Source organism: Rubrivivax gelatinosus IL144 (assembly GCF_000284255.1).
GTDB classification, from domain to species: Bacteria; Pseudomonadota; Gammaproteobacteria; order Burkholderiales; family Burkholderiaceae_C; genus Rubrivivax; species Rubrivivax gelatinosus_A.
Genome location: NC_017075.1, coordinates 1,751,818 through 1,770,100, shown reverse-complemented (window position 1 = coordinate 1,770,100; position 18,283 = coordinate 1,751,818). Strand labels below are relative to the sequence as shown.

Below are 18,283 nucleotides of genomic sequence, written 5' to 3'. Positions count from 1 at the left end.
TCATGCGTTGGCTCCGATGATCGAACCGATCCGGATCGAATGGGTCTCGGGAATCTCGCTGTGCGCCAGCACCTTCAGGCGCGGTGCGGAACGCTTCAGCAGCCGGGCCATCGGCGCCCGGATCACGTCGGGTACCAGCAGGCAGGCCGGCAGGCCCAGGTCCTCCTGGCGGCGCGCGGTGTCGGCGGCACGCTGGGTGATCGCCTCGGCGACGCCCGGGTCCAGCGCCGCGCCGTGCGGCGAGGTCAGCGCCTGCGTCACCAGGCGCTCGAGCTCGGGCTCCAGCGCGATGACGTCGAGTTCCTTGGTCGGGCCGTAGATCTGCTGGACGATGGCCGGCGCCAGGTGGGTGCGGATGCGGCGCACCAGCTCGACCGGGTCGGTCACGGTGGCGGCATGTTCGGCGAGGCACTCGATGATCGAGCGCATGTCGCGGATGTGCACGCCCTCTTCCAGCAAGAGCTGGAGGACCTTCTGCAGGGTGGCGATACCGACCATCTTGGGAACCACGTCCTCGATCAACTTCGGGGCCAGCTTGGTCACGTGCTCGACGAGTTGCTGCGTCTCGACACGGCCCAGCAGGCGGGATGCATTCAGTTGCATCAAGTGTGAAAGATGGGTCGCCACCACGGTCGCGCAATCAACGACCGTAAACCCGGCCATTTGGGCCATCTCGCGGTGGCGCTGCTCGATCCAGATCGCCGGCAGCCCGAACGCCGGGTCGGTGGTCTTGGTGCCGGGCAGCTGCTGCTGCGCGCCGCCGGGGTTGATGGCCAGCAGCTGGCCGGGGAAGGCCTCGCCTTCGCCGACGACGGCGCCGCGCAGCGTCACGCGGTAGACGCTGGGCTTGAGTTCGAGGTTGTCGCGGATGTGCACCGGCGGCGGCAGGAAGCCGACGTCCTGGGCGAACTTCTTGCGCACGCCCTTGATGCGCGCCAGCAGGTCGCCCTGGCGCGCCTTGTCGACGAGCTGGATCAGCCGGTAGCCGACCTCCAGGCCCAGCGTGTCCACCGGCGTCAGGTCGTCCCAGCTGGCCTCGGCGTTGGCCTGCGCGGGGTCGGTGGCCTCCTTGCGCTCGGGCACCGCGGCGGCGCGCTTCTTCTTGCGCTGCAGCTGCCAGGACAGCAGCGCCAGGCCGCCGCCGATCAGCAGGAAGACGAAGTGCGGCATGCCCGGCACGAAGCCCAGCATCAGCACGATGGCCGCGGCGATGCCCAGCGACTGCGGCGAGTCGAAGACCTGGCCGCGGATCTGCGAGCCGATGTCCTGTTCCTTGCCGACGCGCGAGATGACCATCGCCGAGGCCACCGAGACCAGCAGCGCCGGGATCTGCGCCACCAGCGCGTCGCCGACGGCCAGCAGGATGTAGCTCTCGGCCGCCTGGCCGGCCGACAGGCCGTGCATCGCCATGCCGATGATCAGGCCGCCGACGATGTTGATGAACAGGATCAGCAGGCCCGCCATCGCGTCGCCGCGCACGTACTTGCTGGCACCGTCCATCGAGCCGAAGAAGTCGGCTTCCTCGCCGACCTCGGCGCGGCGGCGGCGGGCCTCGTTCTCGTCGATCAGGCCCGAGTTCAGCTCGGCGTCGATCGCCATCTGCTTGCCCGGCATCGCGTCCAGGGTGAAGCGCGCGCCGACTTCGGCGATGCGCTCGGCGCCCTTGGTGACGACGATGAAGTTGATGACGACCAGGATCGCGAAGACGATCAGGCCGACGGCGAAGTTGCCGCCGATGAGGAAGTGGCCGAAGGACTCGATCACCTTGCCGGCGGCGCCCGGGCCGTTGTGGCCTTCGAGCAGCACGACGCGCGTGGAGGCGACGTTCAGCGACAGGCGCAGCAGCGTCGTCACCAGCAGCACGGTCGGCAGCGCGGCGAAGTCCAGCGGCTTGACCATCTGCGCGGCGACCATCATCACCACCAGCGCCAGCGCGATGTTGAAGGTGAACAGCAGGTCCAGCACGAACGGCGGCAGCGGCAGGACCATCATCGCGAGCATCATCACGACGAAGACCGGCAGCATCAGCATCTTCGCCGCGGCCGCGTTGGGCCCCAGCAGCGCGTTCAGACGTTGCATCAGCGCGTTCACGGTTCAGCTCTCCTGGTGCCGCGCCCTTCGGCGGGATCGAAGCCCGGCGGCACGACGATGGCCGGTGCCGGAGCGTTGAGCGGGCGGCCCGCGGCGAGCGCGGCGCGCAGCTGGTAGACCCAGGCCAGCACCTGGGCGACGGCGCCGAACAGCGCCGCCGGGATCTCCTGGTCGACCTCGGCGTGGCGGTACAGCGCGCGCGCCAGCGGCGGCGCCTCGAGCACCGGCACGTCGGCGGCCTTGGCGGCGTCGCGGATGCGGAAGGCCAGCAGGTCGGTGCCCTTGGCGACGACACGCGGCGCGGCCATCGTCGCCTCGTCGTACTTCAGCGCCACCGCATAGTGGGTCGGGTTCATCACCACGAGATCGGCGCTGGGCACCGCGGCGATCATCTTGCGCCGCGCCAGCTCGCGCATCTTGGCCTTGATCTTGCCCTTCACCAGGGGGTTGCCCTCGGAGTCCTTGTGCTCCTGCTTGGCTTCGTCGAAGGTCATGCGCAGGTTGCGCATCAGCATGAAGCGCTGCAGCGGCACGTCGACCAGCGCGAACAGCGCCATCGCGATCAGCATCAGCACCATGCCGCCCTGCAGCAGCGAGCCGGTCTCGGCCAGCGCGGTGGGCAGCGGCATCGAGATCAGCGACGCGAACTCGGGCAGCTGGGCCTGGAAGTACATCGCGCCGATGGCGCCCAGCAGCAGCGCCAGCAGGCAGACCTTCAGCGTGTTCGTCAGCTGATCCACCTTGAATAGATGGCCCAGCCCGGTGATCGGGTTGAACTTGGAGAAGTTCGGGTGCAGCGGCTTGGTCGTCCAGTTCCAGCCGCCCGACAGCACCGCCGAGCCGGCGGCGACGACGGCCACCGAGGTGCCCAGCGGCAGCACGACGAAGAGCATGTCGATGCCCGAGGACGCCAGGCGCTCGAGCATGGTGCCGGTGTTGTCGACGGCCTTGTGGTCGAAGCGCAGGCCGTTCTCGAGCAGCCGGCGCATCCAGTCGGTGAGCCGCGGCGCGAAGGCGATCAGCAGCGCCAGCCCGGTGCCCATCGCCGCGAGGTGCGCGAGGTCACGCGAGCGCGCGACCTGGCCGTCTTGGCGGGCCTTGCGGAGCTTTCGTGCTGATGCGGGTAAGCGGCGGTCCTGGGCGTCGTCGGCCATGGCGATATCGACTCTGAAGAGAGCCTCGCCATGGTGCCGGCAGCACCGCCGGACTTGAGCCCGATAAGCGGGTCAAAAGACCCGGTGTTCCGCAGCGCCGTGCCACCTACCCATGAACGGCGCCGGAGCGGAGTTCCCCTCGGGGACAGACCGCCGCAGGCGGTCAGGGGGAGCAGCGTTGGCAAACGGGCCGAACCCGATCCGGGTCTCCCGGTCGGGTTCGGAGCCCCCTCGGGGGGCGGCCGCTAGACGGCCGGGGGCCGTCGGCTCAAAACCCCAGACTGGCCAGCAGGTCGTCCACTTCGCCCTGGTTGCTGACGACGTCGGTGCGGCCTTCCGGGCTCACGACCGGACCGTGCAGCACGTTCGGGTCGACCTTCTCGCGCTGTTCCGGCGGCACGACCTGCACCAGCAGCTTCACGAGGCTGTCCTCGAGGTCGTTGGCGAGCGTCACGACCTTGGCCACGACCTGACCGGTGAGGTCGTGGAAGTCCTTGGGCCATCATGATGTCGGTGAGGTGCCCGTCGATCGCCGAAGTCGAGCGCTCGACGTCCTGCGTGAAGTTCAGCACCGCGCCGGAGGCCACGGCGCGCACCGGATCGGCGACGATCTGCGCCGCAATCTGGCGCGTCGCCTCCGAGATCTTGGCGTGCTCGGCCTTGGCCTGGTCGACCGAGTTCAGCACCTTGTTGGCAGCGTCGGCGGTCTTGTTGGCGATGTAGTTCAGGCGGCTGCGCGCGTCGGGCAGGCCGTCGGTGGCGATCTGCAGCTTGGGCATCACGCCCAGCTGCTGCATCGTGTCGTGCAGCAGGCGGGTGATCGACCCCAGTTGCTGGAACACCTCGGGCGAGACGGTCAGCGGCTCGGCCGGATTGAACGAGGTCAGGTCTTCCATCTTCATGTCGTGTCCTTCGCTCAGGCGGTGGCGGCGAGCTTCTGCAGGATCTTCTGGACCTTCTCTTCCAGAGTCGCCTTCGTGAAGGGCTTGACGATGTAGCCGGCCGCGCCGCTCTGGGCGGCCAGCACGATGTCTTCCTTGCGCGCCTCGGCCGTCACCATCAGCACCGGGATGTGCTTGAGCGAGCCGTCGGCCTTGATCGACTTCAGCAACTCGAAGCCGTTCATGTTGGGCATGTTGATGTCGGAGACGACGAAGTCGTACTTCGACGCGCGCAGCATGTTCAGCGCGACGACACCGTCCTCGGCTTCGTCGGCGTTGTTGCAGCCCATCTCCTTGAGCAGGCCGCGGACGATGCGACGCATGGTCGAGAAATCGTCGACGATGAGGAACTTAAGGTCGGAAGGGTTCATGGCGGACCTTGAAAAGACGGCTTCGAGGTTTATCGGCCAGCCGCGGCCGGACTTGAGCCGGTGGCGGGCGCGACATTGACGGGAGCGTCGTCGCCGGTCACGTCGACGGCGTCGGGCTCGGTGCGGAAGAAGCGGTCCTCCGCTTCACGGTTCATGACGATGATGCTGATGCGCCGGTTGCTCGGCGCCAGCGGATCCTGGCGGTCGAAGGGCTGGCTGGAGGCCAGGCCCTGCACGCGCAGCATGCGGTCGTCGGGCAGGCCGCCCTCGACGAGCACGCGGCGCGAGGCGTTGGCGCGGTCGGCCGAGAGTTCCCAGTTGCTGTAGCCGCGCTCGCCGCCGGCGTAGGGCGTGGCGTCGGTGTGACCCTCCAGCGTCAGCCGGTTGGGCACCTCGCCGAGCACCGAGCCGATCTCCTGCAGCAGCTCGCGCATGTAGGACTGCACGACGGCGCTGCCGCTGGCGAACATCGGCCGGTTCTGCTCGTCGACGATCTGGATGCGCAGGCCGTCGCGCGTCATGTCCAGGCGCAGCTGCGAGCGCATCGCCGCCAACCGCTTGTTGCCCTGGATCTTCTCTTCGATGCGGCGCTTCAGGTCCTGCAGGCGCACGATCTCGGCACGCACCTGCTCCTGCTTGAGCGCCTGCAGATTGACCGTCGCGCGCGGCGCCTCGATGTCGCCGCGCTTGACCTGGCCGGTGGTGCGCGTGAGGTCCTGGCCGCCGCCCTTGAGCACGTGCGAGGCGTCGCCAGCACCGCTGCCGCCGGAGTTCAGCGCCACCTTCAGCGGCGAGGTGAAGTAGTCGGCGATGCCCTTGCGATCGCCTTCGGTGGTGCTGCCCAGCAGCCACATCAGCAGGAAGAAGGCCATCATCGCCGTGACGAAGTCGGCATAGGCGATCTTCCAGGCGCCACCATGGGCGGCATGGCCGCCCTTCTTGATGCGCTTGATGATGATCGGCTGGAGCTTTTTCGCGTCCCCCGCCATCACGTGCCCCCAAGCTCGCTGCGCTCGCTACCCCCCAGGGGGGCCGCCCGCCGGCGGACCGGCAGAGCCGGATCCGCGGCGGTGGCTTGGTCGCGGCTGCGACCAGCCAAGCAGGTTGGAACGATCGCGGACGCCCCCTGCCGCTGAAGCGCAGTCGCCGCACCGCGCCAGCGGGCGGCGACTTCAAGCGGACGCCGCGGAACCGGCTCTGCCGGGCCGCTGGCGGCTCCCCCCCGCGGGGCCGAGGCCGGACACGATTCGTCCAGTGGACGAATCGTGCCTGCCGAGGAGCCGGGCCACCGGCCCGGCGCGGCCTGCAAGGCAGCGCCGAAGGCGCTACGGGGGGGGGCCACTACTTCTTGCCTTTCACGTGGCTTTCCAGCTCGGTGAAGCTGGGGCGCTCGGTGGAGTACAGGACCTTGCGGCCGAACTCGATCGCGACCTGCGGGGCGTAGCCCTGCATGCTGGCCAGCAGCGTGGTCTTGATGCACTGCAGCTCCTTGGTGCCCTCGTCGACCTTCTGCTCCAGCAGGCCGGCCAGCGGCTCGGCGAAGGCGTAGGCGATCAGGATGCCGAGGAAGGTGCCGACCAGCGCCGAGCCGATCATGCCGCCCAGCACCGCCGGGGGCTGGCCGACCGAGCCCATCGTGTTCACGACGCCCAGCACGGCGGCGACGATGCCGAAGGCCGGCAGCGCGCCGGCCAGGCGCTGGATCGCGGCCACCGCCGCGTGTTCCTCGTGGTGGTGGGTCTCGATCTCGCTGTCCATCAGCGATTCGATCTCGTGCGCGTTCAGGTTGCCCGACACCATCATGCGCAGGTAGTCGGTGATGAACTCCGAGACGTGGTGGTCGTTGCCGACCGCCGGGTACTTCTGGAACAGCGGCGAGTTGTGCGGGTCCTCGACGTCCTTCTCGATGGACATCAGGCCTTCCTTGCGGGCCTTCTGCAGGATGTCGTAGAGCAGCGCCATCAGCTCCATGTAGCGGGCCTTGGTGTACTTGCTGCCCTTGAAGCACTTGCCCACGCCCTTCATCGTGGCCTTCAGCACCTTGGGCTGGTTGTTGGCCAGGAAGGCGCCGCCGGCGGCACCGCCGATCGTGATGATCTCGAACGGCAAGGCATGGAGGATCACCATGATGTTGCCGCCGTGAACGATGAAGACACCGAACACGCATCCGAGCACGATGACCCAACCGATGATGACGAACATGGTGTTGTGCTTGACCTCGAGCAAGCCCCGGCATGAACGACACGCAGGGCACTTGGCGTGTTATCGGCGCCGAGGGCGCAGGTTTGAGGACGAATTACCGCTCTGACCGACGCGGTAGACCCAGACCGGGCGGCCGCCGGGCACACCCACGCGCGCCAGCGCCTCGCGTCCGGCGATCGGAAACTCCAGACTGACCAGCCAGCTGCCCGGCGCCATCTCGGCGTCGGCACGGGCGGCCACGCGGTCCATGCTCTCGGGCCGCTGGAAGACGTAGAGCAGATCCACGCCGGCCCAGGAGCCGGCCCACATGTCGCCGCGCCGCACGCGGGCGAAGCGGCAGCGGCGCGCGGCCAGCCAGGCCAGCGGCGCGCTCCATTCGACGCCTTCGCAGCGCGCCGCCGGCCACAGCCGGTGCAGTGCCGCCAGACCGTGACCCAGACCGCAGCCGGCGTCGAGCACGCGGGCGCCGGGGGGCAGCGCGACGACGCCGTCCAGGCCTTGCAGCGCGTCGGCCGGTGTCGGGAAGAACGGCGCGTCGCGCCAGGCTTTCATCGGGTAGGCCAGCGCCAGCGGCACGGCCGCGGCCAGCCAGGCCCAGCCGGGCATGCCCGGCAGCGCGCCGAGCGCCAGCGCCGACAAGGGGAAACCGGCGCCGGCCAGCAGGCGCCGCCAGCGGCCCTGCGCGGTCGCCGCCACCGCGGCGCCCACCACCACCGCCGCGGCGAAGGCCGGGCCGGCGCCGGCACCGGCGGCGGCCGACGCGGCGAACGCGCCCCAGGCCAGCAGCCAGGCGGCCACGGCCGGCAGCGGCCAGGGCAGTCGCGGAGCGCTCAGGGATGACATGCAGCCAGTGTGCGGCGCCCGGCGTCGGGGCAAGGGGCGGAGAAACGGGGCGATGCCGGCCCAGAAAAGAAAAGCGGCGGATCCCGCCGGGATCCGCCGCCTAATGCACAGCGGTCTGTGCCAGGAGGAGACAAAACGCAATGGAGCCGGATGAAACCTGTTTCGTCCGTCGTGCAGGCGGCTCAAGCACCGCCGCCGTGACGGAATGCCTCAATGCGCCAGTTCGCCTTCGCCGTGGCAGCCGGCGAGTTGCAGGCCGCCGGCCTTGCCCTTGCCGGCACGCGCCGGGGGGTTGCACAGGCCGCAGACGTAGTGGCGCGCGATCTCGTGGGGGTGGGTGACGTAGTGGCCGCCGCACTTGCTGCAGGCGGTCATCGTCAGCATGCCGTTGTCGACGAACTTCACCAGGCGCCAGGCGCGCGTCACCGACAGCAGCGGCTCCAGGCCCTGGGCCTGCATCTGCTCCAGGTACAGCTGGTAGGCCTTGATGACGATGTCGATCTCGTCGAGCACGGCGACCTTGTTCAGGTACTCGTGGATGTTCAGGAACAGGCTCGAATGGATGTTCGGCTGCCAGGTCATGAACCAGTCGGTGGAGAACGGCAGCTGGCCCTTGCTGGGGCTCTTGCCCGAGACTTCCTTGTACAGGCGCAGCAGGCGCTCGTAGCTCAGGTCGGTCTCGCTTTCCAGCACCTGCAGCCGCGCGCCGAGGTTGATCAGCGTGACCGCGCGCTCGATCTGCTTGGCTTCGGTCAGGATGCTCTTGTTGCGGGCCATGGTGTTCTCCTTCCTGCGTGGGGTGTCTGACCGGAGGTCAGGCCGCTTCTTGATGGCGCCCGGCCATCAGGATCGAAGCATGCAGGCGGGAGACGCCGTCGTTGGCCGAGCTCTTGCCGTGGCTGGTCAGCAGGCTCCAGACGATGTCGTCGTCCATGCGGAAGCGGCACAGCAGCGTGTTGCCGCCGGCGATCTTCATCATCTGCGCCGGGGTCAGCGTGGCGATCAGCATCGCGGTCTCTTCGCTGACGCCCAGGCGGTACAGGGCTTGTTCGCGGTCGGTGCGGATGAGGCTCTGGGCCAGCATCAGGTACGAGAGGTTGGCTTCGCGGATTTCGGCAAGGATCTGGTCGGCGGTCATCTCGGGGCTCCTGTGTGTCGGTAGGCGACTGGTGTGATACGAACTGTATGGACCGGCGAACGGACGCAACATCGGGCCACTTCCGTGGCTTGAGTCCCGGTTTTTCTACGTGGCCTGTCAGGCAAATTCCTACACGCGGGCTGCTTGTCATCCATGCCGGCGATGCGCCGTGAGGCCCGGACAGAGACCGATCAGGCGGCCGAATCCCCTTTCATGACAAGCACTTGGCCCCTCATCGCCGGCTGCTGGCGGCGGTCGGTTCGGCCGTGACGAACAGCGCGCGTTTCGCGGCTCATTTCCGGGCGCTGTCATCCAAGACGCCTGCCTAGACTGCCCCCAAGCCGGTCCGCCGTGCGCCGCAGCCGCGACGCCCCCACCGGCAAGGAGCCCCATGGACACCCTCATCGTCGGCGCCGGCTTCGCGGGCGCCGTGACCGCACGGGAACTGGCCGAAGCCGGCGAGCGCGTGCTCGTCATCGACAAGCGCGCCAACATCGCCGGCAACGCCTACGACCGGCTCGACGCGTCCGGCGTGCTGATCCACGAATACGGCCCGCACATCTTCCACACCAACAGCGAGCGCGTCTTCGAGTGGCTCTCGCGCTTCACCGAGTGGCGCCCTTACGAGCACCGCGTGCTCGCCGTGCCCAACGCTGCCGACGGCCGCGCCTTCCCGCTGCCGATCAACCGCACGACGATCAACTCGCTGTACGGGCTGGACCTCGACGAAGCCGGCGTCGCCGCCTACCTGGAGCGTGTGCGCGAGCCGCGCGAGCCGATCCGCACCAGCGAGGACGTGGTGCTGAACTCGGTCGGCCGCGACCTCTGCGAACGTTTCTTCCGCGGCTACACGCGCAAGCAGTGGGGGCTGGACCTGTCCGAGCTCGCCGGCGGCGTGGCCGCGCGCATCCCGACGCGCACCAACGACGACGACCGCTACTTCACCGACCGCTTCCAGGCCATGCCCGCCGAGGGCTACACGCGGATGTTCGAGCGCATGCTCGACCACCCGGGCATCGAGGTCCGCACCGGCGTCGAGTACGCCCGCGTCGCCGACACCGACCGCCGGCGCACGGTCTTCACCGGCCCGGTCGACGAGTACTACGGCCAGCGCTTCGGCGCCCTGCCCTACCGCAGCCTGCGCTTCGAGCACGAGCACCTGCCCGGCACGGCGCAGTTCCAGCCGGTGGGCACGGTCAACTACCCCAACGACCACGCCTGGACGCGCATCACCGAGTTCAAGCACCTGAGCGGCCAGCAGCACGCCGGCACCTCGGTCGTGCGCGAGATCCCGCAGGGCATGGACGCTCCCGGCGCCGAGCCCTACTACCCGATCCCCAACCCGGCCAACGAGGCGCTCTACAAGCGCTACGAGGCGCTGGCCGAGGCCGAGACCGAGGTCTTCTTCCTCGGCCGGCTGGCGCAGTACCGCTACTACAACATGGACCAGGTCGTCGCCGCGGCGCTCGCGCTCGCACAACGGCTGGTCGACCGGCCGTCAGCCTGACCACCCAACTCCGAGGAACTCCCCGATGACGATGACCACGGTGCCTGCCGGCGCGCAGGCCGAAACCCTCGAGGCTCTGCGCCGTCGTGCGCTCGACCTCTGCGCCGCCCGCCGCCACGACTCCGCGCTGCTGACCCTGCGCAGCGCAATCGGGCTGCAGCCCGACAGCCCGGTGCTGCTGGCCGATCTGGCCGGCATCCTGCTGCACGCCGGCCAGCCGGCCAAGGCCGCCGAGGCGGCGCGCCAGGCGTTGGCGCTGGACCCGGCGCGCGACATGGCCGCCTACATGCTGGCGCTGGCGCTGCCCGCGGGCACCGAAGCGCGCTCGCTGCTGCTGGAGCTGACCCAGGGCACACGCGCCCGGCGCTTCGCGGCGGATTACCCTCAGCTGGCCAGCCACGCCCAGCAGGCGCTGGCCGAGATGCCGCCCCCAAGCACCTTCACCTTCGCGCCGGCCCCGGCGCAGGCGGCTGCCGCGTCGACACGCTTTTCCGGCATCGGCGCCGCGAAGTACGAGCTGTCGCACCTGAACCAGGCGGCGAACCAGGACGTCGGCGGCCCGATCCAGGACGACGAAGCGCTGCTGCTGTACGCGCTGGTGCGCGTGATGCGCGTGCGCCGCGTGCTGGAGGTGGGCGGCCTGGACGGCTACTCCGCGCGCAACTTCCTCACCGCGCTCGGCGACGAGACGGCGGCCGAGGTGGTGACCATCGACCTCAACCCGGTGCCGCGCCTGGCTCCGAACCACCGCGTCCTGACCGGCGACTGCGCCCGGATCCAGCCCGAGCAACTGGGCGGCGATCCGTTCGAGCTCGTGTTCTTCGACGCCCACGTCGTGCTGCCGCAGATCGCGCTGCTCGACCGGCTGGAAGCCGCCGGGCTGCTGCGCCCGGACACCGTGGTGGCGCTGCACGACACCAACCTGCACCCGCGCAAGACGGTCGCCGCCGGTTACCCGATCACCGAGAACGGGCAGTTGGAGGGATGGGTTCACCAGGATGCCGAGCGCAAGATGGTGAACGTGCTGCACAGCCGCGGCTGGAACTCCCTCAGCCTGCACATGCCGCTCGCGCGCGGCGACGCGCGTCTGCCGGTGCGCCACGGCCTCACGCTGATGCAGCGCTTCCGTCCGCTGGCCACCTGAGCTGCAAGGAGACGACATGAAGAGCAATCTCGCCCTGTTCCGCGCCGGCCGCGGTTCCCTGCATCCGCATGCGATGGAGGGCCTGGCGCAGCAGAACTACGACGTGGCCCTGTCCTGGTACGGCGACCAGCCGCCTCCGGGCGGCGAGCAGGCGGTCTTCGTGCATTACCAGAAGGGCGCGAAGTGGCCCGGCCTGGAACAGACGCTGCTGCAGCACTGGGACACCATCCGCCAGTACCGCTACGTCTGGTTCCCCGACGACGACCTGCTGATCCAGCCCGAGCTGGCCTCGCGCATGTTCGCGATCTGCGAAGACCTGGGGCTGGAACTGGCGCAGCCGGCGCTGACGCCCGACTCGTACTACACCCATCTGATCACGCTGCAGCACGAGCGCTTCCAGCTGCGCTTCACGAACTTCGTCGAGATCATGGCGCCGATCCTGAGCCAGGCCGCTCTGGAGCGCGTGCTGCCGACGCTGGCCGGGCAGATCAGCGGATTCGGCCTGGACGCGCTGTGGCCGCGGCTGTGCCACATGGGCAAGGTCGCGATCATCGACGACACGCCGGTCAAGCACACGCGGCCGGTCGGCGGCCCGAACTACCGGTTCAACAAGGACGCCGGCATCGCCCCCAGCCACGAGGACTGGCTCGTGTCGGCCAACCACTTCATCGAGACCGCTGCCGACGATCAGGTCAACCTCGGAGGCCTGCTGCAGAACGGCGATCCGATCTGCATCGGCACCGCCGCCGCCGAGATCGAGCGCATGCTGGGCCACGTGATGGAGTCGCTGCGGCCGATCGACACGAACGCGCTGTACCTGACACGCTACCTGGCCAACCACCTCAACTACTGGGCGGGCAGCGGCCTGGGCACGCCGCGTTATCCGCGCGCGCTGCTGAGAGTGGTACTGAAGCGGGCGCTGGCCGGCACCGGCATCGAGTTCCCGCCGCCACCCGAAGGCGCCACCGGGCGGGGGCCGATGGCGCACCTGGACGCGCCGCTGTACTGAACGAACTGCAAGGCCAAGCGGCTGCTTTTCCGCCCGCCCGCCCTGCACCGCGTGCCTAAAGTCTCGAACAGGGGCCGTGCCACGGTGCCCGATCGTTGGAGACTTCATGAACAAGCGTTTTCTGGTCGTCGCACACGCGGGCGATGCGCCCTTGCCGGCCTGGTGGCTGGCTGCGGCCGACCAGCGCGACTGGGATCTGGCCGTCGTCAGCAGCGCGGATCCCCGCCGTCACGCGGCACTGGGCGACAGCGCCATCGTGCTGCACCGTCCGGGACCCAAATGGCCCGCCGTGGCCGCCCTGCTGGGCGAGACGCTCAGCGCCTGGACGGCTTACGAATACGTCTGGATCGCCGACGGCGCTCTCGAGTCCAGCGTCGAGGACGTCAACCGCCTGTTCGCCATCGTCGGCTCGCTCGCCCTGCCGCTGGCACAGCCCTCGTTCAGCGCCGACAGCGCCGGGGTGCAGGCGCTGTCGGTGCACAACGACGCCTTCTCGCTGCGCTACGCGAGCACCGTCGAGCCCTCGGCGGCGATGTTCTCCGCGGCGCTGCTGCAGCGCGCCCTGCCGCTGCTGGCCGACAGCGATGACGACAGCCTGCTCGGCCAGCGCCTGCCGAGCCTGCTGGACGATGCCGCGCGCGGCTGCGTGATCGTCGACCGCGTCGTCGTTCGCCGCCCCGGCCGCGCCTCGCCGCACTCGCGCCTGTCGGGCCTGAGCACCGCCGGCTACGACCTGGACGGCCGTCTGCACCCGCTCGCCGACGCCTCGGCCGCGGCCTTCGTCGACCGCCTGGCCGCCGGCTGGTCCGCGCTGGACGCCGCACGTCGCGAGCCGCTCGTCGCCGCACACCGGGCAGCGTTGGCCCCGGGCCGCCGCCCGGCGGCCCCGGCCGCGCGCATCGTCGCCACGACGCTGTCGCCGGCCGACGATGCACGCCAGCGCCAGGCCGTCGCCAGCTGGCTGGCCGCCGGCTTCGTGCCGGTGGCCTTCAACACCGCCGACGAGATCCGCACGCTGCGGCCGCTGTACCCGCAGCTGGACTTCGTCGCCACCGAGACGGCACCGCGCCTGGACGAACTGTCGCAATGGTTCAGCGCCCAGGGGCTGCCGCAAGGCGGCTGGTTGCACGCCGGGCTGGAGCTGGACGCCGGCGGCGGCCCAGCCGTGGCCGCCGCCATCGGGGAGGCCGCCGGCGGCCTAGCCTATCTGCGCCACGAAGGCTCGCTGCAGGCGCTGTTCTGGGACACCGCCGCGCTGGCCACGGTCGGCACGCTGCAGGCGTCGCCGGCCGTCGGCGCGCCACTGTGGGGCGAGCACGCGCTGCTGCTGCCGCTGGCCGCCGGACTGCCGGTGCGCCCGGCCGCGATCGCGCTGCGCTCGCCAGCCGCCGCCGGCGCCCCGGCTGCCGCGCCGGCCGAGGCGCTGGCGCTGTTCGAACGCATCGCCCAAGGCGCCGCCTGGCGGCCGGCACAAGACCGCCGGCTGGGCGATCTGCTGCTGTACCTGCTGCCGCGCCGCGCCACCGCGGCGGCGGCCGAGCGTCAGGCGCTCGACGAGGCGCTGGGCAGGCTGCTGTCCCTGTGGTTCGACGACCTGCTCGCCCGCAACCCCGACGGGGCCGCGAGCGCCGCCGCGCCGGCGCCGGCCCACGTGGCGGCGCCCGCCACGGTGCCGGAGATCAGCGTCGTGATGCCGACGTTCAACCGCGCCGACATCCTGGCACGCTGTCTGCAGCACCTGGCGCAGCAGACGCTGGGCTGCGAGCGCTTCGAGGTCATCGTCGTCGACGACGGTTCCAGCGACCACACCCAGGCGGTGCTGGACGCGGCGCCGGCCGGCCTGCGCCTGACGCGGCTGCGCCAGCCCAACCTGGGCCCGGCGGCGGCACGCAACCGCGGCCTGCAGGTGGCACGCGGGCACTGGGTGCTGTTCCTCAACGACGACGCCCTTCTGGTGCCCGAGGCGCTGCAGATCCACCTCGACGAACACGCGCGCCGCGGACCGAACGACGCGGTACTGGGCTACTTCCCGATGCACCCGGACTTCACGCCGCCGACGCGACCGGTGGGCTGGTGCATGGAACACACGACGCTCGTGTTCGACTACCCGAACATGCAGCCCGGGCACCCGCACGGCTCGCTGCACTTCTACACCTGCAACATCAGCCTGGCGCGCGAGCTGGTGCTCGCCGTCGGCGGGTTCGACGAAGGCTTCGTGCGCATGGGCGCCGAGGACATCGAGATCGGCGTGCGCCTGGAACGTCAGGGCTGCCGGGTCTTCTTCCGCCCCGACTGCGTCGGCCACCATGCACACCGGCTCGACGCCATCGGCCTGGCGCGCATGTTCGAGTTCCGCGGCCGCGGCGGCGTCTACCTCCATGCCTGCCAGACCCATCTGCGGCCGCACTACGCGCCGATGCCGGTGTCCCGCATCGCCGAGTTCGCCGCCCAGCACCAGCGCCTGCAGCCGCTGCTGAGCGGGCTGCAGCAGGCGCTGGCACGCGCCGACGCCCTGCCCTACGTCGCCGACGGCCCGAGCATCGACCTGCGCGAAGACCCGACCGAACGGCTGGACTTCTACAACCTGTGGCGCTGGAGCGAAGAGCGGCTGGTGGACTTCATCGAAGCCCTGACGCGCCATGTCGAGCGCCACACTGCCGAGGCATCGCGGGAGAACGCGCCGTCGCTGCAGAAGGCGGCAGCGCAGCTCTTCCCGGCGCTGCTCTTCGTCAAGTGGTACTACGACACCGTCGGGGTCGTGTCCTCGGCGCAGCTGCCGGACTACCTGCGCCGCGCCGCGACCGAACTGCACTGGCCGGCCTGAGCGCCTAAGCCGCGAACTGCCCGCGGGAGCCCCCGCTTATCGCCGGCTTCGGCAACCGGCAGCCGCCGCATCATCGACGGCACGGCGCACCGCGTCCCGATCGGGGCCGTGCGCCGACGCAACAAGCCCTATCCAACTGCCGGAGCCGCCCATGGCCAACTCCCCGTCCCGGACCGCAGCCGAGAGCGCCTCGCTGCGTCTCGACCTGGCGCGCATGCTGTCGCCCGCCACGCTCGTCGACCGCCTGGCCTACCTGAACGAAGCGGCCGGCCGGCGCCTGGACTCCAACGAAGTGGCCTCGGCCTGGCTGGAGGTGCTGAAGGCGGTCTCCGCCGCCGACAACGCGGCCGAGCTGAACCCGCTGATCGCCGACTTCCTGCGCATCGCGCCGTACCACCCGAAAGCCGAGGGCCTGTACTCGCTGTGGCGCGGCCAGGGCGTGCAGCCGCTGCCCGCCGACGCCGTCGTCTTCCTGATCCTCAGCTGCACCCGGCACCTGGACAAGGCCCGCCGGCTGCGCGCGCAACTGGGCGAGCGCGGCGCCCTGGCCTACGTGGCTCGTGGCGAACCCGGCACCGGCGAGGCGCGCTGGCTGGACGACGGGGTCGTCGTCGTCGACGCCGCCGACAGCTACGAAGCGCTGCCGGCCAAGCTGCTGGCCGCGCTGGACGCCATCGTGCGCCGCCACGGCAGCGTCGCGGTGTTCAAGCTCGACGACGACTGCCAGCTGGACGCCAACTTCCATCCGGCGGTCTTCTCGCAGCTCGCGGCGGCCGCCGATTACGCCGGCGTGCCGGTCGGTGCGCCGACGCACGACCGCTGCTGGCACATCGGCAAGACCGCCGACGCCGGCATCACACCCTACGGCAAGCGCTTCAACGGCCCCTGGGCACGCGGCGGCGCCTATCTGCTGGGCCGACGCGCGGTCGACCTCATCCACCACGAGTGGGCCTTGTTCCCCGACGAGTTCGGCGGCGAACACTACGAGGACAAGATGGTCGGCGACTTCCTGCGCCGTGCCGGCGTCGCGCTGACGCCGCTGGTCACCGAAGAGCTCGGCGTCAGCGTCGACATGCGCGACCGTCTGGTCGACGCGGGCGACGAACCGGCGCCGATGCCGATGCCGATGCCGATGCCGGCCGCGCCGGTTCGCCACGACCCGGCCTGGCGCTGCACCGAGGACTTCCTGTGCAGCCTGCCCGGCCCGATCGCCGTCGTCGGCAACGGCCACCCGGCTCGCGACTTCGGCGCCGTCATCGACCGCTATCCGACGGTGATCCGGCTGAACAACTATCGCACCGCCGGCTTCGAGGCCGCGGTCGGCAGCCGCACGACGGCACGCTGCACCTCCGGCTGGCACGACATCGAGCCGCGCGGCGAGCTGATCGAGTTCAGCCCCTTCACCGAGGCTTCGGCCGAGTCGGCCGAACTCTCCGCCTACCGCGCCCGCAGCGGTGTTGCGGTGCTCAGCGCCGAAATCGACGTCCATGCGCTGCTGCCGGCACTGCCGCGGCCCTCGACCGGGCTGGCGCTGGTGCAGCTGCTGTCCACGCTGGGACAGCAGGTCGACCTCTTCGGCTTCGACGGCTTCGCCACCGGCCACTACTGGCGGCCCGGCCAGCCGATGGCGACGACGCACTCGCACGACGAACTCGGCGTGCTGCTCGCGCTGCCCGGCGTCACGCTGTACGGCGAGTCCTATCCGTACGCCCAGCTCTACGACTTCTGCCACGCCGAGCACGAGGGCTACAACTACAACGAGGGCCTGGCGATCTACCAGCGCATGGGCACGGCGCTGCGCGGCGAACGCATCATCGAGTTCGGCGCCGGCAACGGCCAGCTCTCGGCGCATCTCGAGCGCCAGGGCAACCAGGTCACCGCCGTCGAGGTCTCCAGCGTCGCCTTCGCACGCATCCCGGTGGCCAGCAAGATCCAGGGCGACTGCCTGACGCTGCCGCTGCTGGACGCGCACTTCGACCGCTTCGTCTCGATGGACGTGCTGGAGCACCTGACCGAGAACGACATCCGCATCGTCCTGCGCGAAGCGGCGCGCCTGGCCGACTCGATCCTGGTGACGGTGTCGACGCGGCCGAGCGGCCTGCTCGGGCCCAAGGGCGAGAACCTGCACCTGACGGTGCGCCCGGTCGAGTGGTGGCTGGCGCAGTTCGAGCTCTTCTTCGACGTCAAGGCCACGCGCGGCCACGACATCGGCCAGCTCGTCGTCGAAGGCCGGCGCCACGCCGGCCGGCCGGCGCGCCCGGCCGCAGCGCCCACCGCTGCCGACGGCTACGAGCTGCCGGCGCAGTACAGCGCCCGCGCGATGCCCGAGTACTACGTCGACTCGGCCGAAGGCGACCATGGCGTCACCTGGCAGCCCGACGTCTACCCGCTGGCCGCCGAGCTGGCGCGCTCGCTGGGCTGCAAGACCATCGTCGACATCGGCTGCGGCCACGCCCGCAAGCTGTCGCTGCTGCACCCCGAGTTCGAGGTCGTCGGCGTCGACTTCGGACCGAACATCGCCCACTGCCGCCGCCAGTTCCGCTTCGGCAACTGGCTGGAGAGCGACCTCGAGAGCGGCACGCTGCTGCCGATCCCCGACCACGTGCTCGCGCGCTCGGTGGTCGTCTGCTCGGACGTCATCGAGCACACCCGCGACCCGCGGCCGCTGCTGAAGACGCTGCGCTCGCTGCTCGAGCAGGCGCCGGCGGCGGTGATCTCGACGCCAGACCGCGTGCAGACCCACGGCAGCGGCCACATGGGGCCGCCGCCGAACCGGGCCCACACCCGCGAGTGGGAGCTCGCCGAGTTCCAGCGCCTGCTGGAGCGCGAAGGCTTCACGCTGGCGACGACGACGCTGACACGCAGCAACGACCGCGACAACCGCCCGGCGACGATCCTCGCGGTCGTCGTCAACCCGCGCCACCCGGCGCTCGCCGACAGCCGCTTCGGCGCCACCCGCGTGGCCCCGCCGGCCACCGCGCCGCAGGCCGCCCCCGGCGGCAGCCAGGCCGGTGCCCGGGCGCGCGTGATGGCCTTCGCCGACTGACGGTGCGAGCCCG

Annotated in this window: 13 protein-coding genes and 1 pseudogene; 5 read left to right on the top strand and 9 right to left on the bottom strand. The window is 70.4% G+C overall.

All coding sequences use genetic code 11. The annotated features are described in order from the left end of the window. From flhA to flhD, 9 genes and pseudogenes are all read right to left on the bottom strand, one after another. Positions 1-2,079: a flagellar biosynthesis protein FlhA gene (gene flhA / locus RGE_RS08415; protein ID WP_043784973.1), complete on the bottom strand. Its 2,079-nt coding sequence runs from the start codon at positions 2,077-2,079 to the stop codon at positions 1-3. An 8-nt stretch (positions 2,080-2,087) separates the two neighbouring features. Then, on the bottom strand, positions 2,088-3,245 hold the full coding sequence (flhB, locus tag RGE_RS08410) for a flagellar biosynthesis protein FlhB (protein ID WP_014427915.1): 1,158 nt from the start codon (positions 3,243-3,245) through the stop codon (positions 2,088-2,090). Positions 3,246-3,513: 268 nt separating this feature from the next. Further along, positions 3,514-4,147, bottom strand: a pseudogene (locus RGE_RS08405) (protein phosphatase CheZ). A gap of 14 nt (positions 4,148-4,161) precedes the next feature. Beyond that, on the bottom strand, positions 4,162-4,557 hold the full coding sequence (gene cheY / locus RGE_RS08400; RefSeq protein ID WP_014427913.1) for a chemotaxis response regulator CheY: 396 nt from the start codon (positions 4,555-4,557) through the stop codon (positions 4,162-4,164). 29 nt (positions 4,558-4,586) lie between these two features. After that, positions 4,587-5,546 carry a flagellar motor protein MotB gene (gene motB, locus RGE_RS08395; protein ID WP_014427912.1) on the bottom strand — a complete coding sequence of 320 codons (960 nt, stop codon included), beginning with the start codon at positions 5,544-5,546 and terminating at the stop codon, positions 4,587-4,589. Positions 5,547-5,898: 352 nt separating this feature from the next. Further along, the gene (gene motA, locus RGE_RS08390; RefSeq protein ID WP_014427911.1) at positions 5,899-6,759 is read right to left on the bottom strand and encodes a flagellar motor stator protein MotA; all 861 of its coding nucleotides are present in this window, start codon (positions 6,757-6,759) and stop codon (positions 5,899-5,901) included. 60 nt (positions 6,760-6,819) lie between these two features. Beyond that, a complete protein-coding gene (locus RGE_RS08385; RefSeq protein WP_052310980.1) occupies positions 6,820-7,602 on the bottom strand; it encodes a class I SAM-dependent methyltransferase in 783 nt (260 codons plus the stop codon). Positions 7,603-7,812: 210 nt separating this feature from the next. Beyond that, positions 7,813-8,379 carry a flagellar transcriptional regulator FlhC gene (gene flhC, locus RGE_RS08380; protein WP_014427909.1) on the bottom strand — a complete coding sequence of 189 codons (567 nt, stop codon included), beginning with the start codon at positions 8,377-8,379 and terminating at the stop codon, positions 7,813-7,815. Between the two features lie 37 nt (positions 8,380-8,416). After that, positions 8,417-8,740 (bottom strand): flagellar transcriptional regulator FlhD, encoded by a 324-nt coding sequence (gene flhD, locus RGE_RS08375; RefSeq protein ID WP_014427908.1) that lies wholly within the window; start codon positions 8,738-8,740, stop codon positions 8,417-8,419. A 391-nt stretch (positions 8,741-9,131) separates the two neighbouring features. Here flhD and glf point away from each other — a divergent pair, with 391 nt between their 5' ends. From glf to RGE_RS23105, 5 genes are all read left to right on the top strand, one after another. Continuing rightward, positions 9,132-10,247 carry a UDP-galactopyranose mutase gene (gene glf, locus RGE_RS08370; RefSeq protein ID WP_014427907.1) on the top strand — a complete coding sequence of 372 codons (1,116 nt, stop codon included), beginning with the start codon at positions 9,132-9,134 and terminating at the stop codon, positions 10,245-10,247. Positions 10,248-10,272: 25 nt separating this feature from the next. After that, positions 10,273-11,391 (top strand): class I SAM-dependent methyltransferase, encoded by a 1,119-nt coding sequence (locus RGE_RS08365; RefSeq protein WP_014427906.1) that lies wholly within the window; start codon positions 10,273-10,275, stop codon positions 11,389-11,391. A gap of 16 nt (positions 11,392-11,407) precedes the next feature. Then, the gene (locus RGE_RS23115; RefSeq protein ID WP_014427905.1) at positions 11,408-12,400 is read left to right on the top strand and encodes a DUF707 domain-containing protein; all 993 of its coding nucleotides are present in this window, start codon (positions 11,408-11,410) and stop codon (positions 12,398-12,400) included. A gap of 106 nt (positions 12,401-12,506) precedes the next feature. Next, on the top strand, positions 12,507-15,224 hold the full coding sequence (locus tag RGE_RS23110) for a glycosyltransferase family 2 protein (RefSeq protein ID WP_014427904.1): 2,718 nt from the start codon (positions 12,507-12,509) through the stop codon (positions 15,222-15,224). 151 nt (positions 15,225-15,375) lie between these two features. Next, positions 15,376-18,270 carry a glycosyltransferase family 29 protein gene (locus RGE_RS23105; protein ID WP_014427903.1) on the top strand — a complete coding sequence of 965 codons (2,895 nt, stop codon included), beginning with the start codon at positions 15,376-15,378 and terminating at the stop codon, positions 18,268-18,270. The last annotated feature ends 13 nt before the right edge of the window (positions 18,271-18,283 follow it).